18 protein-coding genes and 2 rRNA genes (1 of these 20 cut by a window edge) are annotated in these 16547 nt (G+C 36.5%); 8 read left to right on the top strand and 12 right to left on the bottom strand.

What is annotated here, in order from left to right:
* Positions 1-211: ribosomal RNA gene (locus CUN59_RS21765) — 23S ribosomal RNA — on the top strand (its annotated part extends 298 nt beyond the left edge of the window); the annotation flags it as partial.
* Positions 212-329: 118 nt separating this feature from the next.
* Positions 330-447 (top strand): 5S ribosomal RNA (gene rrf / locus CUN59_RS15020).
* Positions 448-527: 80 nt separating this feature from the next.
* Here rrf and CUN59_RS15015 read toward each other — a convergent pair.
* Together CUN59_RS15015 and CUN59_RS15010 are read right to left on the bottom strand one after the other, a co-directional pair.
* Positions 528-842, bottom strand: coding sequence for a hypothetical protein (locus CUN59_RS15015; RefSeq protein ID WP_133164029.1), 315 nt, complete (start codon positions 840-842; stop codon positions 528-530).
* 52 nt (positions 843-894) lie between these two features.
* Positions 895-2067, bottom strand: coding sequence for an FAD-dependent oxidoreductase (locus CUN59_RS15010; RefSeq protein ID WP_104388605.1), 1173 nt, complete (start codon positions 2065-2067; stop codon positions 895-897).
* Positions 2068-2291: 224 nt separating this feature from the next.
* On the opposite strand from CUN59_RS15010, the gene hpnA reads away from it, so the two are divergent.
* Positions 2292-3278 carry a hopanoid-associated sugar epimerase gene (hpnA, locus tag CUN59_RS15005; protein ID WP_104388604.1) on the top strand — a complete coding sequence of 329 codons (987 nt, stop codon included), beginning with the start codon at positions 2292-2294 and terminating at the stop codon, positions 3276-3278.
* Between the two features lie 106 nt (positions 3279-3384).
* Positions 3385-4401 carry an adenosyl-hopene transferase HpnH gene (gene hpnH, locus CUN59_RS15000; RefSeq protein ID WP_104388603.1) on the top strand — a complete coding sequence of 339 codons (1017 nt, stop codon included), beginning with the start codon at positions 3385-3387 and terminating at the stop codon, positions 4399-4401.
* 189 nt (positions 4402-4590) lie between these two features.
* On the opposite strand, the gene CUN59_RS14995 is transcribed toward hpnH, so the two are convergent.
* Positions 4591-4908 (bottom strand): hypothetical protein, encoded by a 318-nt coding sequence (locus CUN59_RS14995; RefSeq protein WP_104388602.1) that lies wholly within the window; start codon positions 4906-4908, stop codon positions 4591-4593.
* A gap of 358 nt (positions 4909-5266) precedes the next feature.
* Between CUN59_RS14995 and CUN59_RS14990 the strand changes: the two genes are divergently transcribed.
* The gene (locus tag CUN59_RS14990) at positions 5267-5710 is read left to right on the top strand and encodes a DUF29 domain-containing protein (RefSeq protein WP_104388601.1); all 444 of its coding nucleotides are present in this window, start codon (positions 5267-5269) and stop codon (positions 5708-5710) included.
* Positions 5711-5764: 54 nt separating this feature from the next.
* Here the strand turns inward: CUN59_RS14990 and pgsA are convergent, their stop codons facing one another.
* The 9 genes from pgsA to CUN59_RS14945 all read right to left on the bottom strand — a co-directional run bounded on the left by pgsA (position 5765) and on the right by CUN59_RS14945 (position 14078).
* On the bottom strand, positions 5765-6277 hold the full coding sequence (gene pgsA, locus CUN59_RS14985; protein ID WP_104388600.1) for a CDP-diacylglycerol--glycerol-3-phosphate 3-phosphatidyltransferase: 513 nt from the start codon (positions 6275-6277) through the stop codon (positions 5765-5767).
* Positions 6278-6314: 37 nt separating this feature from the next.
* Complete coding sequence (locus CUN59_RS14980) at positions 6315-6902, bottom strand: hypothetical protein (protein ID WP_104388599.1); 588 nt, start codon at positions 6900-6902, stop codon at positions 6315-6317.
* A complete protein-coding gene (locus tag CUN59_RS14975) occupies positions 6902-8137 on the bottom strand; it encodes a glycoside hydrolase family 10-like protein (RefSeq protein WP_104388598.1) in 1236 nt (411 codons plus the stop codon). Before CUN59_RS14975 ends, CUN59_RS14980 begins: the two co-directional genes overlap by 1 nt.
* Before the next feature lie 214 nt (positions 8138-8351).
* Entirely contained in the window at positions 8352-9821 is a 1470-nt protein-coding gene (glcD, locus tag CUN59_RS14970) for a glycolate oxidase subunit GlcD (protein ID WP_104388597.1), read from the bottom strand.
* Positions 9822-10314: 493 nt separating this feature from the next.
* On the bottom strand, positions 10315-10578 hold the full coding sequence (locus CUN59_RS14965) for a hypothetical protein (RefSeq protein WP_104388596.1): 264 nt from the start codon (positions 10576-10578) through the stop codon (positions 10315-10317).
* A 201-nt stretch (positions 10579-10779) separates the two neighbouring features.
* On the bottom strand, positions 10780-11715 hold the full coding sequence (locus tag CUN59_RS14960) for an AAA family ATPase (RefSeq protein ID WP_104388595.1): 936 nt from the start codon (positions 11713-11715) through the stop codon (positions 10780-10782).
* A gap of 305 nt (positions 11716-12020) precedes the next feature.
* A complete protein-coding gene (locus CUN59_RS14955) occupies positions 12021-13286 on the bottom strand; it encodes a mechanosensitive ion channel family protein (RefSeq protein WP_243406956.1) in 1266 nt (421 codons plus the stop codon).
* A gap of 169 nt (positions 13287-13455) precedes the next feature.
* Positions 13456-13773 (bottom strand): helix-turn-helix domain-containing protein, encoded by a 318-nt coding sequence (locus tag CUN59_RS14950; RefSeq protein WP_104388594.1) that lies wholly within the window; start codon positions 13771-13773, stop codon positions 13456-13458.
* A gap of 14 nt (positions 13774-13787) precedes the next feature.
* Positions 13788-14078 (bottom strand): type II toxin-antitoxin system RelE/ParE family toxin, encoded by a 291-nt coding sequence (locus CUN59_RS14945; RefSeq protein ID WP_243406955.1) that lies wholly within the window; start codon positions 14076-14078, stop codon positions 13788-13790.
* Between the two features lie 210 nt (positions 14079-14288).
* On the opposite strand from CUN59_RS14945, the gene ahcY reads away from it, so the two are divergent.
* The 3 genes from ahcY to CUN59_RS14930 all read left to right on the top strand — a co-directional run bounded on the left by ahcY (position 14289) and on the right by CUN59_RS14930 (position 16530).
* Positions 14289-15563 (top strand): adenosylhomocysteinase, encoded by a 1275-nt coding sequence (gene ahcY / locus CUN59_RS14940; RefSeq protein ID WP_104388593.1) that lies wholly within the window; start codon positions 14289-14291, stop codon positions 15561-15563.
* A 227-nt stretch (positions 15564-15790) separates the two neighbouring features.
* The gene (locus CUN59_RS14935; RefSeq protein WP_104388592.1) at positions 15791-16210 is read left to right on the top strand and encodes a XisH family protein; all 420 of its coding nucleotides are present in this window, start codon (positions 15791-15793) and stop codon (positions 16208-16210) included.
* A complete protein-coding gene (locus CUN59_RS14930) occupies positions 16198-16530 on the top strand; it encodes a XisI protein (RefSeq protein WP_104388591.1) in 333 nt (110 codons plus the stop codon). Before CUN59_RS14935 ends, CUN59_RS14930 begins: the two co-directional genes overlap by 13 nt.
* Positions 16531-16547 lie beyond the last annotated feature (17 nt).

Raw genomic sequence — 16547 nt, 5'->3', positions numbered from 1 at the left:
ACCAGTTATTGTACCAACAGTAGACGCTGGGTAGCCAAGTTCGGAGCGGATAACCGCTGAAAGCATCTAAGTGGGAAGCCCACCTCAAGATGAGTGTTCTCACTACGTTAAGTAGGTAAGGTCACGGGCAGAACACCCGTTCATAGGCTTTATGTGGAAGTACAGTAATGTATGTAGCAAAGAAGTCCTAATAGACCGAGGGCTTGACCTCTCATTCTTTTTTCTCTTTCTCGAATGCAGTCTTCAGGGTTTCTGTCATGTTAAAACTCAGATTTCAAAACTTTATTTTTGACTTTTGACTTTTGACTTTTGACTTCCCAACGGGTTTTCCTGGTGTCTATGGCGCGGTGGAACCACACTGATCCCTTCCCGAACTCAGAGGTGAAACGCTGCTGCGGCGACGATAGTTTAGGGGTAGCCCTACGTCAAAATAGCTCGATGCCAGGTTTATTTTTTCATCACGAAACCCCCTTTTTTGGTATACCGAGAGGGGGTTTTGATTTGGGGTTGAGGGGGCGACAAAGAAGCTAAAAAGGTTGCTGAATAAGCATCATATCCCTTAGCCCCTGCTGATAAAATGGCAGCTTATTGGGAACTAGAGCCATCATTAAAAAAGCCAATTCTTGGCACTGATTCATGGAAACTATCCAAATAGAACCGTACAAACCGATCCAAAAAGCACTATGTCTTCTTCTAGTTCCATTCTGTTCTGTAGAACGACAAACATAAGATTGTTTTCTTTGAGATTGAGTTTTTTGACCTTCTAACCACGCAGAAGTCATGGATAAAGCAATCAATAAAATTAGGCGTACAATTCTATCGGGAGAACCTTCTTTGAACATAGCCTCAATAAGGGGAGTTAGAGGCAATCTAGAGGTGTTGAAAACAACCATCTCAAACTTTTAAAACAACCTCTAAGAAATCTATCTGAAACTGTGCCATAAAATGGTGATCAATCCAGTTTTTCCAGCTCCATAATAATGGATGCGGCGGTAAAGTCAAACTGCCCCTATTAGCTAATGCTTGTCTATTTCCTGTGGTAATTAAACTCAAATATGCTTTTTGTGGTTTGTAGCATATAAGTGATTTTCCTAAAATTGTCCTTCGCAAATTTTCATACAAAGGTTTACCTTGACGGACTGCAAAAACTCCCGCTTTGGGGAGATGATAATTAATCATTGTGGCAATATCACCGACTGCAAAAATATGAGGGTGGGTAATAGATTTTAAATTATCATCAACTAAAATAAACCCTTTTGGATCTGTGCCAATACCGGAATTTTTAACCCAATCTGCGGCTGATGCTTGTGTCACCGAAAACACTTGATCACATTCTACTACTAATCCAGATTGACATTTAACCTGCAATTTTTGTTGTTGTGGTGAAATTTCCAATACTGTTTCTCCTAAATGCAATTTTATATTGTGATTAATTAAAGTTTTCTTGATAATTTTCTGCACCGATAGATGATAATTTGGCATTAATTGATCACTACGTTGCCATAAGTCTATTTGTAAATTATCTATTCCTAAATTTTGTAGCCCAGTTTGCATTGATAATGCTAATTCTACACCACCAGCACCACCACCAACAATGCCAATACTGAGGTTTTTTAGAGAATTGATGACTATATTTTCTTGTAATTGATGCCAATGTTCTAAAAGTTGTGTTACGGGTTTAGAGGCAATTGTATATTCTGCTGCACCTGAGATAGATGATTTTTCAGGGGTGCTACCAATATCAATAGAAAGAATGTCAAAATCTATGGCAGGTTGATTTACACAAAACACTTTTTGATGGTTTAAGTCTAGACCAATTACTTGATCAAGATACAATTTTGTATGGGCAAATTTACATAAATTTTGTAAGTCAATATGACATTCATGATATTGATAAAATCCGGCAATATGTCCCGGTAACATTCCCGAATAGGGTGTATATCTATCTGGAGTAATTAAAATTAAATTTACTCCTGGGAGTGGATGAATGCCAAAAAGTTTTAATACTATGGCATGACTGTGACCACCGCCAATTAAAACTATATTTTTCGCTATATTTTTTTTCATAGGGTCAAGAGAATTGCATGACAAGCTTTATAAAACACTAATATTTAGTATTAATTATCAATATTATCAGGATTTGGGATGCTGACGGGGCAACAAACAAGGCTGAAAACAAGACAGTGTAAAGAATGTGACTACTTATGGTAAAAAAAGATGAAAAACAAAAAAATGAGGAAAGTTACCTAGATACATAGATAATAAAATATGGAGGATTGAGAGGTTATTCAATGCGGGCTTTTGTGACTGGTGGTACGGGGTTTATTGGTTCTCATGTGGTGCGATCGCTGTTACAATCGAATTACCAAGTTATAGCATTGGTACGTAGGAACAGTAATTTAGATAATTTACAGGGTTTAGCAATAGATATTGTTAAAGGTGATTTAAACGACCCCAATATTTGGGAACAGATGGGAGGTTGTGATTACCTATTTCATGTCGCTGCCCATTATTCCCTATGGCAAAAAGACAGGGATTTGTTATATTTTAATAATGTGGAAGGGACACGCAACATTTTAGCCGCAGCCGAAACAGCGGGGATTCAAAGAACAGTTTATACCAGTTCTGTGGCGGCTATTGGTGTGGGAAAACTTGGGGAAATTGTGGATGAAACCCATCAAAGTCCTGTAGAAAAGTTGGTGGGAGATTACAAAAAATCTAAATTCCTAGCTGAACAAGTCGCAATAGAAGCTGCAAACAAAGGTCAGGATATTGTGATAGTAAATCCTAGTAGTCCTATTGGTGGTTTTGATATTAAACCTACACCAACAGGGGATATTATTCTGCGGTTTTTGCGGCGACAAATGCCAGCTTATGTGGATACCGGGTTAAATTTTATTGATGTGCGAGATGTAGCTACAGGACATTTATTAGCTTTACAGAAAGGAAAATCAGGCGATCGCTATATTCTCGGTAATCAAAATCTTACCCTCAAACAACTCCTAGAACAGCTTGCCCAAATCACCAATTTACCCGCACCGCAAACATCTATCCCAGCTTGGATACCCCTAACTGTGGCTTGGATAGACGAAAAAATCCTCGCACCTCTAGGGAAAACCCCCAGCGTTCCCATAGATGGTGTTCGCATGGCACAGCAACCAATGTATTATGATGCTTCTAAGGCTATCCGCGAATTAGGTTTACCTCAATCCCCTCTGAATGTAGCCCTCAAGGATGCTGTAGATTGGTTTATGGCCAATGGTTATGTAGATAGATGACAGATGTTATACAGATGTTATTTATTAATTTTACCTGCCACTTTCGATTTTTAACTTTTGACTTCCGCTTTGCGGTGTGGTCTAATTAAAAGAGGAGAATGATTAAATGGCGATTAATTTACAACAAGCAATTGATATTGGGAAGTATTTAGTTACCCAACGTCTATTAGGACGCAAACGCTTTCCCCTGGTATTAATGTTAGAGCCGCTATTCCGGTGTAATCTAGCTTGTACTGGTTGCGGTAAAATCCAACATCCTACAGAAGTTCTCAAACAAAATCTTACCCCAGAACAGTGTTTTGCAGCAGTGGAAGAATGTGGCGCACCTGTTGTTTCGATTCCTGGTGGAGAACCGTTACTACATCCCCAAATTGGTGAAATTGTTCAAGGTTTAATTGAACGCAAGAAATATATTTACTTATGTACAAATGGTTTATTACTAGAAAAAAGTCTCGATAAGTTTAAACCTTCTCCCTATCTAACTTTTAGCGTGCATTTGGATGGAATGCGCGAATGGCATGATAAATGTGTGGACAGAAAAGGGGTTTTTGATACTGCTGTCCAAGCAATTCGCGCTGCTAAAGCTAAGGGTTTTCGCGTTGCTACGAACACAACTATTTTTGAAGGTTGTGATATTCAAGAAATGCAGGAATTTTTCGATTTTCTGGAAACCTTGGAAACTGATGGAATGATGATTTCTCCTGGTTACAGTTATGAATGGGCTCCAGATCAAGATCATTTTCTGCAAAGAGAACAAACCCGCGCTTTATTTAGAGAAATTCTTACACCTTACACATCTGGAAAGAAAAACTGGAACTTTAATCACAACCCGCTATTCTTAGATTTTCTCATTGGTGAAAAAGACTATGAATGTACTCCTTGGGGTAGTCCTAGTTATAGTGTTTTAGGTTGGCAAAAACCCTGTTATTTGTTGAATGAAGGTTATTATCAAACATTCCAAGAATTGCTAGATAAAACTGATTGGAGTCAGTATGGCCGCGCTAGTGGTAATGCTAAATGTGTTGATTGTATGGTACATTGTGGTTATGAACCAACCGCAGCGATGGATGCAATGCAGCCGAAAAATATCGCTCGTTCTCTAACTACTGTGTTTGGGAAGTAATAGTCTGAATCAGGATGTCCAGGGTTTAAGGATGTACAGGATAAAATAATAGTTAAGTGATATTTAATCTTGTTAATCTTCTCATCTAAATAAATCCTGATTCTGATTCCTTATCCATTGATAATAGTAAGAATATCAAGGTTGGGAATATTTTGAAAATCCTTAGGGTTATGGGTAACAAGTGGTAATTTATGACGAATAGCGGTTGCTGCAATCCATCCTATCAGTTTGTCTACTATCTACAACAAATTGTTCAAATTCATCAATTGATTCATCTTCTTCCCAAAAATCAACTGTGAGGGATTGAACATTAGTAATGATAGGAATTGACTGTTCTTGAAGCAATTTATCTATGGATTGTTTTTCCCAAAAAGAATCCTGTAATACTTCCAGTTGATCCATCTGTTGCAAATCAAGTACGATAGATTGTAGCAACTGAAGTTTGTCATTAATTGGCAAGGAACGTGCTGCATCAATAACTTTCTGTAAGGAATTAGCTGTTACCATTTGTCAACCTAAGTTATTGTATTTGTTAAAAACATTATACTAAATGCAGGAGTGATAAGAAACTATATCAATTGGCGTTGCTGATTTGATGCATGAAAATGAATTTTTGATGATATCCAAACCGTTGTGGAGACATTCCGCCGGAACGTCTTTACACCTGAATTTATACTTGGTTTCATCAACGCCGTTGATTTTAGATTAGCTTAACAGCCATTATAGCATTATTTGTGCTTATCTGCGTTCATCTGTGGTTAATTATTTTTTAAAGATCAAAGATCAGATAATTAAATTTCGTAAAATCCCTAAATTTTTTGGTAAAATTTAAGTGATATAATTAAACTTGGTTGAGGTAAAATTTATGACATTAATAACTAATTTAAAACAACTTTATGAGATTGATGATCAACAATGGTTATCAGAAACTATTAATCTTTTGAAACAAAAAAGATTTAATGAATTAGACTTAGAAAATTTAATTGAGGAGCTAGATGACTTGGGTAGCGAAAAGAAAAATGCTATTAGTAGTTTATTAATACAAATTATTAAACATTTATTATTATTACAATATTGGACAGCCGAATATGAAAATAATGTTTATCACTGGCGATCAGAGGTAGTAACTTTTCGGGATCAAATTGAAGGGAGACTAACCAAAAATTTATATAATTATCTTCAACAGGAAATCAATAATATCTATACAAAAGCTTTAAAACAAGTTAAAATTAAAACTAATTTTAAAGTTGATTTTCCTGAAGAATGTCCCTATACTCTTGAACAATTGTTAGATGAGAATTATTTATAAAGTAGTAGGTTGAGTTAAATGCAGAATATGTGATAAATTCTTTTCAAGATTGATTTACTCAGCGACTTTTTGAGGAATTAAATAAATAATCCCGGAAACAACTGTTAATATAACAGATACCCAAAAAGCAATTAAAACCGGAGTTTGCCAAGTTGATGATAAAGGTGCAATTAGTAAGGATATAGCGATAATTTGACTAACTGTTTTCAGTTTACCCCAAATATTTGCACCACTAATAGTAGTTTGATTAACTCGCCAACCTGCGATCGCTAATTCCCGTGCTAAAATTACAAAAACTGCCCAAGCCGGGATTTTTCCTAGTTCTACTAATACTAATAATGGTGCAAGTACCAATAATTTATCTACTAAAGGATCAAGAAACTTACCTAACTCACTAATTTGGTTCAATTTTCTAGCTAAATATCCATCTAACCAATCAGTTAATGCAGCAATTAAAAATATGTTTAAACAGATCCATCTTGCTTGATTGGTGGGATTGTATAATCCGTAAAGCAAAAAAGGTATTCCTAGCAATCGAGAAAAAGTAATCCAATTAGGTAGAGTCATCACAATTTAAAATTTAATAATTCATTATCTTAGCATATTACAAATCTTTCATAATTCTCACAGCCGCAATTCCTGTGAATATTGCCACCAATAACCAGGTAATAGCTAATCCTACCACTTCAGCTAAAAATACATTAGTAATTTTGTGCAAAAATAACCCTACAGTTGAACCAATGGGTACAGCTACGATCCAACTCATAATATTGACAAATAACCATGTCCATGCTGAAGGAAATGCGGGGGGAATAGCTAACCACCACTGGGAGATACCAATTAATAAACCACCTATACCACCAACAATAATTCCGTTAATAATTCTCATCGGTAAAAAATTAGTAGTAGTTACAGTCCAACCTAAAACACCAATGCCAATTCCAGCGGTTATTACCCAAGGAATAAGGGTAGATAATACCCATTTTACTGGAGAAATGGCTTTTCTGAGGAGATAACTTTGGGGAATAGCGATCGCTAAACTACCCATAGCAGCTTCCATCATACTCATATCTGGTTTTTCACTAATTTCAATCATCAACAAACTAGATAAAAACCCCAAAAAAGTCACCAAAACCCATTGGAATGTAAAATTTAAAATTCTATATTTAGGTTGAACAGATGATAATTGCATTATCCCTTGTTTAATTTTAATGGTCTAACGGCTTGAGTATTAAACATTTCTAAAAAAGCCCGACGACGCTGATAAGGAGATTCTGGGGCGATGTAACCCCATAAACTTTCCCAATAGAAAAAGGAGAAACCAAATAACTTTTGATTACGGACTATTTCTATCTGTTCCTTAATTTTATCAATATCTACAGGTTTTAATAAAGTTCCTGTAGAAATGCCAATAGCTACGGGAATTTTACTCATGGCTAATTTTATCACAGGTTTAGATATTTCTCTCACAAAAGAGTTTTTGTCACTGCGATAGACTTGTAAAATCAACTCATCAATCAAATCCTCTTTAATCCAATTTTCCCAATCTTGTAAATAATATTTATAAGCAAAATATTGTGAATTAGGAGAAAGAGATATTTTTGCATAGGGTTTAATTGCCTTTACAGCTTTAGATATACTTGCCATAAAAGCAGTAATTTTATTAGCCCGCCAACGCATCCATTCTTTATCTAAAGGATTAGTCGGCGGGTTTTTGCCTTGATGTTCTTTTTGATAAAGTTTTACAGTAAAAGGATCATAACCGAATTGTACAGGCATGCCGAAATGATCATCAATTTGAATACCATCTACATTATAATTTTTGACAACTTCCAAAATTAAACCTCGGATAAAATTCTGGACTTGAGGATGCAAAGGATTTAACCAAGCTTGATTATAAACTCCATTGATCATATCTTCTAATAAATTATCTGATATAGATTTTACACCTTGCTGTCCTATAGTTAACCAACCTGGATGTAGTCTAGCTAAAGACGAACTGGGAGGAGTCATTAACCCATATTCAAACCAAGGAATGATGGTTAAATTTTGATGTCTTGCTAATTTGATTACCTTAGCTAAAAAATCATTTTTCCGATGAATTAAATCTAATAGCGGTTCACTATCTAAACCTGTAATTTTTTTCGCTAAAGGACTTTTATAAAAGGTATAACCTCGATTCCAAACTACCGGATAAATAGTATTAAAATTAAGTGTGGCTAATTGATTTATTGCCCTTTCAATACCCCAAGGAATATAAAATAGACCACTAGCAACATTAGTCAGCCAAACTCCGCGAATTTCTGTAGTCACAGCCATAGAATTTTGAGCATAACCAGGATTTGCAGAAATGGGAAATATTGTTAAACTAACTACAAATCCCCAACACAAAAAATACACAAAAAACCGTCGAAATACAGAACTCATCGTTTACATAAGTTAAAATTGCTAATATTCATATAACTACAAAATTATATTCTATAATCCGGATTCAATAAAGATATAAATATTTTTGGATGAAAAAGAATAGGGAATAGGGAACAGGGAACAGGGAACAGGGGAGAGAGAAATATTTATTCTTCATTCTGACTCCTGACTCCTGACTCCTGACTCGGTGACTCCTGACTCGGTGACTTCTTTCTTAGAATCTTTCTAGACCTGGGAATTGTTGAATAGATGCTTTGGCCGCTTCTCCACAAGTGCGGGGTGTGGGGAAAATCTTCCCAGGATTTGCTAAACCTTGGGGATTAAATACCTCTCTTACCCATTGCATAGTTTCTAAATCAGTTTCGCTAAACATATCTGGCATATAGCATTTTTTATCAGCACCAATACCATGTTCACCGGAAATACTGCCACCTACTTTCACACACAGTTTAAGAATTTCTCCTCCCAATTCTTCTACTTTTTCCAACTCCCCATAGATGGAGTTATCAAATAAAATCAATGGGTGTAAATTCCCATCTCCAGCATGAAAAACATTAGCAATGGGATAACCATATTCCTTACTTAATCTTTCAATTTCCTGAAGAACATAGGGTAATTGAGTTCGAGGAATTACCCCATCTTGCACATAATAATCTGGGCTGACATGACCCGCAGCCGCAAAAGCTGCTTTTCTGCCTTTCCATAATTTTAATCTTGTTTCTGGGTCACTGGCAGTAGTCACATTTCGCGCCCCATTCTTTTTACAAATTTCTGTGACGCGCTGTTTATTAGCAGCAACTTCCACTTCTAAGCCATCAATTTCTACTAATAAAATAGCTGTAGCATCACGGGGGTAACAATTAGTAGCAACAACATCTTCTACAGCATTAATACTAATATTATCCATCATTTCCATACCACCGGGAATAATCCCCGCGCTGATAATATCAGAAACACTAGCGGCGGCAGCTTCTACACTGGTAAAATCTGCTAATAATACACAAATTGATTCCGCAGTTTTGAGAATTTTTAAAGTGATTTCTGTGGCAATTCCTAATGTTCCTTCTGAGCCTACAAATACACCTGTTAAATCATAACCTGGCATTTCCGGAATTTGTCCGCCAACATCAACAATTTCCCCATCTGGAAGCACAAGTTTTAAACCTAAAACATGATTAGTAGTAACACCATATTTTAAACAATGTACTCCTCCAGAATTTTCAGCAATATTGCCACCAATTGAACAAATAATTTGACTAGAAGGGTCTGGTGCAAAATAAAAACCAGCCCCGCTAACTGCTTGTGTCACCCAACTATTAATAACTCCTGGTTGCACTACCGCCCGTTGATTTTCTAAATCAATGCTGAGGATTTGTCTCATTAAAGAAGTGACAATTAAAACGGAATTTTCCGTTGGTAAAGCACCACCTGATAAACCTGTTCCTGAACCTCTAGCAATAAAAGGAACGGAGAATTGATTGCAAATTTTAACAATTTCTGATACTTGTTCTGTGGTTCTGGGTAATACTACAACTGGAGGACATTGTTTATAGCTGGTTAAACCGTCACATTCATAAGTCAGCAGTTCTTCTTTGCGTTGAACTACGCCTTTTTCACCAACTACAGCAACAAATTTTTTGATAATGGGTTTCCAGTTGATTTGTTTTTTATCTTGGGTAAGCATAGGTTTTTTATTCTTGGTAGATGTTGATTGTTGATGATAACAAAATATTGATTCAACTATTTATTATATCACGAAAATGATGTTACATTAGAGTCTCCAATATCTTTGGAAAAAAGAAACCCGCAGTGTAGAATAGTTAATTAAGAAAGCAAATTAAAGATTCATCAAATTCCCCACTTCTTCAAGTTTTTTAATAACTGGAGGATCTTCTTATTTATGATGTACGAATGCTAAATTTTTTGAGAATATTTTTGGTTTTGACTACATTTTGACACAGCATATTTTTTATTTCTACGAGATTAATCACCATCAAGTTGTGTTATTTAAGTTTTGTTAAGATTTTAATAAACGATATTAGACTTAATGGCTAATAGCGTATTAATAATTAAATTTGTAAGTTCAGTTAGAGCATAAAAAATAAATGAGTTGGGTTAGGCTGTAGCTTAACCCAACAAAGCAGAAAATGTACAAGGCATTGTTTATCATTAAATATCTACGCTGCTTCTCTTAGCATTGATGCTATATTCCCTTCTGGAAATGGTAGCGAAAGCTGTTCTAATACTTGCCCTGATGCTTGTTCTAATACAGTGACTTCAATATTTACACTGACTAAATAACTACCTGTATCTGAACCTACGGCTTCGGAAATTAATTTAGCCATATCTGGACGTTTTGCAGTCAGGGGATCACGTAAAATACAACGATCCCATTCATGTTTGGCGGTGGGGTTAAGATTGAGAATATAATGCTTGATCATAGAAATAGCCCTTAATATCCTGTTCTAGTCCATGTTCCAGAAGTCTTTTCGGGTTTCAAGACTATTTCTATAGTAAAGTATAAATGTACTATATTGGCAAGGGGGCGATAAAAATTCACCCTGTTTTATTTTATACTCTAAACAGGGCGGTGGTGGATTTTGGATTATTTTACAATCACCAATTACCAATTATCAAATTATCTAACTTTCTGTTTCACAATCAGGAACACCTTCTCTAAATACTCGACTCGCCAAAATATCTACTGCTTCAATGGTAATTAAATCCTGTTTATTTAATTTTTTCCCACTACCTAATAAACGATTTGCTTGACGTAATCTTGCTCTATCTATTGCATTCCTAACACTGCGAGCATTAGCGAAATGGGGCATTGTTTTACGTCTAATTAAATATTCTCGAAAGGCTGTTTCCGCTTCTGGACTAAAACAATAGTTTTGGGATTTGACTATAGATTGACCAATAATCATTAAATTGTCAACGCTATAATCATTAAATTCAATATGTAAGCCAATGCGGGAATTCATACCGGGATTACTATGGAAAAAATGCTCCATTTGTGTTTTGTAACCGGCGAGAATAACTACAATATCATCTCTTTGGTTTTCCATCACCTGCATAAGTATTTCAATGGCTTCTAAGCCAAAATCCCCAGGATGATCTGGACGATATAATGTATAGGCTTCATCTACTAATAATACGCCACCCATAGCATTATTTAAAACTTCTCTAGTTTTGGGTGCTGTTTGGCCAATTCCTTGACCAACTAAGTCATCTCTGGTTACTAACATGACGTTTTCTCTCCGTATATATTCTAAACGATAGAGAATTTCTGCCATCCGCATGGCTACGGTAGTCTTGCCCATACCGGGATTGCCTAAAAATGTCATGTGGAGACTTGGCGCACCTGCATCCAATCCTACGCTTTTACGAATGCGATCAACTAGTAACAAGGCCGCAATTTCTTTGATTTTGTTTTTGACGGACTTTAATCCGACTAATTCCTGATCTAATTTATCCAAAATGTCTTGGATTTGAGATTCTTGAAAAGCAGCTTCTAAGTCAATCTCTTTATCTTCAGTGCTATTAATTGCATCTTGTTCTAGTAGTTGCTCACTCATAAATGTCACCTGTAGGTTATCATCTTTGGTAATGTCCTTAATGATAGCTTTGAACGGGAAAATATAAAAGAATTTAATTCTAATGCTAATGATATATTTTTTTTAATTATCAATTACTGAATTGAGTGATAAGGAAAATCTAATAGTAGGGGCGAACGGCCGTTCGCCCCTACCCTACTCCGCTTGCGCAAGTGTCACACCGAAAATCTGTTATAGGGTGCGTCAGACTGCATAAATCCTCCAAATAAACAGATTGTTGATATCTGACATATCCTAGTAATGTACCAGTTGCGTAAGTCCTGTAATTAAAATCCATTTACCCAATTTGCTTGTTGGGGTACGGGTATGTAAATTCCGGCTGCGTCTAAGCTGATTTTTAACCGACGACGATATTCTCGCGCTACACCCCATTGTTTGAGAGGTTGGGTTTTAATTAATACACGAATCATTAAACCGCGATCGCTAAAATTCTCTACTCCCAACACATTAGGCTTTTCTAAAATTTGATGTTGCCATTCGGGATCTTCATTCATCTCTAGAGCGACGTTTTCTATTAATTCTAACGCCTCATCTATGTTAGCTTGATAAGAAACTGGAATAGTTAAATCTGCCCGTGACCAACGACTGGAAAGATTAGCTACTATTTTGACTTCACTATTAGGAATTGTAATTAAACGTCCTTCCGCATCTCGTACTTGAGTCATCCGCAAATTTAATTTTTCCACTAAACCGCCCACAGTACCTACTGTAATCATATCACCCAGGGCATATTGATCTTCTAAAATAATTAAAAAGCCGTTAATTGCATCTTTAATTAGATTTTGAGAAGCGAGAGATACCGCTACACCAACTAAACCAGCACCAGCGAGAAGAGGAACAATATTTATTCCCAAGGCAATTAAGGACATTAAAATTCCTGTACCTACCCAAATAATGGTGGTGATACTTTTAGTGACACCGGAAAATGTGGATATTCTCAATTGTAGACGTTCGGAAGTTTCTGGAGTTAGTAATGCTCCACCACTGATGATGGTAGAGGTAAAATGATCTATGATGGCATAGGTAAACCGGACTATGACATACGTTACCACACCAACAACTATTAATTTGATGGGAATTTTGGCAATGGTGAGAATCCCAATTTGTAGGGCTTGGGTAGCAGGAAATAGTCCTAAAATAATTAAACTACCACTGACCCAAATTCCAGCTTGCGCGAGTTGAAATAGTCTGGTTTTAACTTCTTGGAGATGTTGCTGTTGTTGTTGATTAATTAATTTGGTAATGGGTTGATCCTCTAGGGAATTAGACTCAGAGGATTTTAGTAAATTATTACTTAAACGTTTTTGGAAACGACGGACTCCCCAACTCATAATTATCATAGTGATGGTACTAGCAGTAGCAATACCAACTTGTTGAAAAAATTGAGTTTGCGTTTCTGGTTGTGGTTGGGTTAATGCTGTTTTGATAAATGCAGTTTTGTGTAAATTCTCTGAAGTTTGGGCTGTAGCTTTAGGTATAGGTGCAATAGATATGATCATTGAACCCGTAATAGCTAAAAATTGAACTAGCACTCACATACCTCCTTGGGTAACTCGCAAGGTTGCTATAGTCTTACCAGAGAAAGATGAAAAAACCAAAGGTTAAATTAGGTATTGATATTGCTTATAGCTCAGGTGAAGGTAGTATGGACTAGCTGATAAGTATTTATGATAAAATATGGCTAGTTATCAAAAAATAGTCTCACCCCTGAACACTAGCAATTATCTGGCCAATATCCTGGGGAGTTGCATCAGTAGCTAACATTGCACGTATTAATAACTCAATGGAAACAGAAGGATCTCCATTTTCAGCATTAGCAATTCTGGGTTGACTAGAATGAATTTTATTGGCTAAATCAGTCTGAGTCATTAAATTTTGTCTTCTTACTTTCAAGTTGCGACTGAGAGCTAATTTAATTTCTACTAATGCTGCTTCCTCTGGAGTTAATTCCAAAAATTCTGTCGCTGTGCCAATTTTCCAAGCTTTAGCTTCTAGACGTTCTCTCTTTAATTTATCCATAAAATTTTATCCTCTTAATCTCTGTCATATTTACTTAATCGTTTTTTGTAGGTATCAATTGCACTATCTGGTGTTTCTCTAGAATTTTTGTTAAATACTTCCACAATTAATATTGCATCATCGTCAATTTTATAAATAATTCTCCAATTTTTATCTATATCTCTGAGCCTTAATTCATAACAGCGTGTTCCAATACTTGGCATTGGCCGAGAATAAGGCATTTCCAGATTTTCACCTTGCTGTAATTGCCGCAGTAATACACCAGTTTCTATTCGTGCTGTGTCTGTGAATGATGGAGTTTTCACCTGTCTATGCAATTAAACTACAGGTTTATCAGTTTGTTCCATATTTTTATTATATCAAATCTGATATATCTTGGTACATAAATGGAAAAATTACCTTTGCTGATAGATCGGGAATCAGTATTTACAAGAAAATATGGTTAGTTGTCAGAAAATATTGTTAAAGTACGTGAAGGTTTATAGACCTGTTTCATTTTTTAGAGGATAATTTTCATGACCGTAACTGCTCCCTTAAAGCACGAGGTTAAAGACCTCGCCCTCGCTCCCTTGGGAAGACAACGCATTGAATGGGCTGGAAGAGAAATGCCCGTATTGAAGCAAATCCGCGATCGCTTTGAGAAAGAAAAGCCCTTCGCCGGTTTACGCCTGGCAGCTTGCGCCCACGTCACCACAGAAACAGCACATTTAGCGATCGCCCTCAAAGCCGGTGGTGCTGATGCTGTATTAATTGCCAGTAACCCCCTATCAACTCAAGATGACGTAGCAGCTAGTCTTGTAGCCGATCATGGCATTGCTGTATTTGCTCAAAAAGGCGAAGATGCCGCCACCTATAACCGCCACGTCCAAATCGCCTTAGATCATCGCCCCAACATCATTGTTGATGATGGTAGCGACGTGGTAGCAGAATTAGTTCAACATCGTCAACACCAAATTGCAGATTTAATTGGTAGCACCGAAGAAACCACCACCGGGATCGTGCGGTTACGCGCCATGTTTAAAGAAGGCGTTCTCACCTTCCCCGCGATGAACGTCAACGACGCAGACACCAAGCACTTCTTTGATAATCGCTATGGTACTGGTCAATCTACCTTAGACGGCATTATCCGCGCTACCAATATTTTGTTAGCTGGTAAAACTGTTGTTGTTGTCGGTTATGGCTGGTGTGGTAAGGGAACAGCCCTCCGCGCCCGTGGTATGGGTGCAAACGTCATTGTCACCGAAATTGACCACATCAAGGCAATTGAAGCCGTTATGGATGGCTTCCGCGTGCTACCAATGGCGGAAGCAGCACCTCACGGTGATATCTTCATTACTGTGACAGGTAACAAGCACGTCGTTCGCGGTGAACACTTCAATGTCATGAAGGACGGTGCGATCGTTTGTAACTCTGGTCACTTTGATTTAGAACTTGATTTAAAATATTTAGCTGCTAATGCGAAGGAAATCAAGGATGTCCGTCCTTTCACAGAAGAGTATAAGTTGACAAATGGTAAATCCGTAGTTGTACTCGGACAAGGACGTTTGATTAATTTGGCTGCTGCTGAAGGACACCCCAGCGCAGTTATGGATATGAGTTTTGCTAACCAAGCTTTGGCCGTTGAATACCTGGTGAAGAATAAGGGTAGTTTAGCTGCTGGTTTGCACTCTATTCCTAGAGAAGTGGATGAAGAAATTGCTCGTTTGAAGTTGCAAGCTATGGGCATTTTCATTGACAGTTTGACAGCAGATCAAATTGACTATACCAATTCTTGGCAGTCTGGAACGTAAGTCATTTAGTTGATTTTTTGGGGATAGGCTTTTTGCTTATCCCTTTTTTTCTCGTTTTGTGTTATGGGTTTATTTAATGAACCACGAAGGAACGAAGAGCGCGAAGGAAGAGGGGAAGAAGAGAAGAGGTAATATTGCGCTGGGATTTATTTTTTTATTTCTAACGCTCCAGACGCAGAGGCACAGAGGGAGGATAGAATAGGTGAAGGGTGTTATTATAAGTTTATATGTCAGCAAAAGATTTTTTTCACAATGCAGTTAGGTTAGCTTTAGAAAAAGATGGTTGGTTAATTACTGATGATCCTTTATCTTTTGAACTTACTGAAAAAGTTAAGGTGAGAATAGATTTAGGTGCAGAAAGGTTAATTACTGCCCAGAAGGGTAATCAAAAAATAGCTGTAGAGGTAAAAAGTTTTATAGGACTTTCAGCGATTTCTGAATTTCATACAGCTATTGGTCAGTTTTTAAATTATAAGGTAGTATTAACACAGAAAGATCCTCAAAGGATATTATATCTAGCCATATCTCAAGATATATATGAAGGATTTTTTCTAGATTCTTTTATTCAAACTGTTTTACAAACTTATGACATTAAGTTATTAGTGTTTGATGTGAAAAGGGAGGAAATCTTACTATGGAAACATTAAATTATCGAGAAATAGTTAAAAATTTCATTCAAAAGTATGCACAGGAAGAATGTGTAGAAGATTCAGAAAATATCGAACTTGTTTTTGATACCGAAAGGGATGTTTATTTATTATTGGTTACAGGATGGAAAGATGAAGAGAGAATTTATTGGTTTCCCATTCATATTAGTATTAAAGATGGAAAAATTTGGATTGAAAGAGATTTTACGGAAGAAGGAATTCCTCATCAATTAGTTGAGTTAGGTGTGCCGAAATCAGATATTGTTTTAGGTTTTAGATCACCTTATGTGAGACAGTTTACTGGTTTTGCATCAGTTTAGATTTTTTATTCATTGTT

This window comes from Cuspidothrix issatschenkoi CHARLIE-1, assembly GCF_002934005.1.
In the GTDB taxonomy this organism is placed as follows: domain Bacteria; phylum Cyanobacteriota; class Cyanobacteriia; order Cyanobacteriales; family Nostocaceae; genus Cuspidothrix; species Cuspidothrix issatschenkoi.
This window is presented reverse-complemented; position numbering and strand designations above follow the sequence as displayed.

Bases quoted from the DNA above. Each gene is read 5' to 3' on its own strand.
- hpnH (WP_104388603.1), top strand. From the start codon at position 3,385: ATGGCGATTAATTTACAACAAGCAATTGATATTGGGAAGTATTTAGTT.
- pgsA (WP_104388600.1), bottom strand. From the start codon at position 6,277: ATGACTCTACCTAATTGGATTACTTTTTCTCGATTGCTAGGAATACCT.
- CUN59_RS14930 (WP_104388591.1), top strand. From the start codon at position 16,198: ATGGAAACATTAAATTATCGAGAAATAGTTAAAAATTTCATTCAAAAG.
- CUN59_RS14990 (WP_104388601.1), top strand. From the start codon at position 5,267: ATGACATTAATAACTAATTTAAAACAACTTTATGAGATTGATGATCAA.
- CUN59_RS15010 (WP_104388605.1), bottom strand. From the start codon at position 2,067: ATGAAAAAAAATATAGCGAAAAATATAGTTTTAATTGGCGGTGGTCAC.
- CUN59_RS14975 (WP_104388598.1), bottom strand. From the start codon at position 8,137: ATGAGTTCTGTATTTCGACGGTTTTTTGTGTATTTTTTGTGTTGGGGA.
- CUN59_RS14950 (WP_104388594.1), bottom strand. From the start codon at position 13,773: ATGGATAAATTAAAGAGAGAACGTCTAGAAGCTAAAGCTTGGAAAATT.
- CUN59_RS14995 (WP_104388602.1), bottom strand. From the start codon at position 4,908: ATGGTAACAGCTAATTCCTTACAGAAAGTTATTGATGCAGCACGTTCC.
- CUN59_RS14965 (WP_104388596.1), bottom strand. From the start codon at position 10,578: ATGATCAAGCATTATATTCTCAATCTTAACCCCACCGCCAAACATGAA.
- glcD (WP_104388597.1), bottom strand. From the start codon at position 9,821: ATGCTTACCCAAGATAAAAAACAAATCAACTGGAAACCCATTATCAAA.
- hpnA (WP_104388604.1), top strand. From the start codon at position 2,292: ATGCGGGCTTTTGTGACTGGTGGTACGGGGTTTATTGGTTCTCATGTG.
- CUN59_RS14980 (WP_104388599.1), bottom strand. From the start codon at position 6,902: ATGCAATTATCATCTGTTCAACCTAAATATAGAATTTTAAATTTTACA.
- CUN59_RS15015 (WP_133164029.1), bottom strand. From the start codon at position 842: ATGTTCAAAGAAGGTTCTCCCGATAGAATTGTACGCCTAATTTTATTG.
- CUN59_RS14935 (WP_104388592.1), top strand. From the start codon at position 15,791: ATGTCAGCAAAAGATTTTTTTCACAATGCAGTTAGGTTAGCTTTAGAA.
- ahcY (WP_104388593.1), top strand. From the start codon at position 14,289: ATGACCGTAACTGCTCCCTTAAAGCACGAGGTTAAAGACCTCGCCCTC.
- CUN59_RS14960 (WP_104388595.1), bottom strand. From the start codon at position 11,715: ATGAGTGAGCAACTACTAGAACAAGATGCAATTAATAGCACTGAAGAT.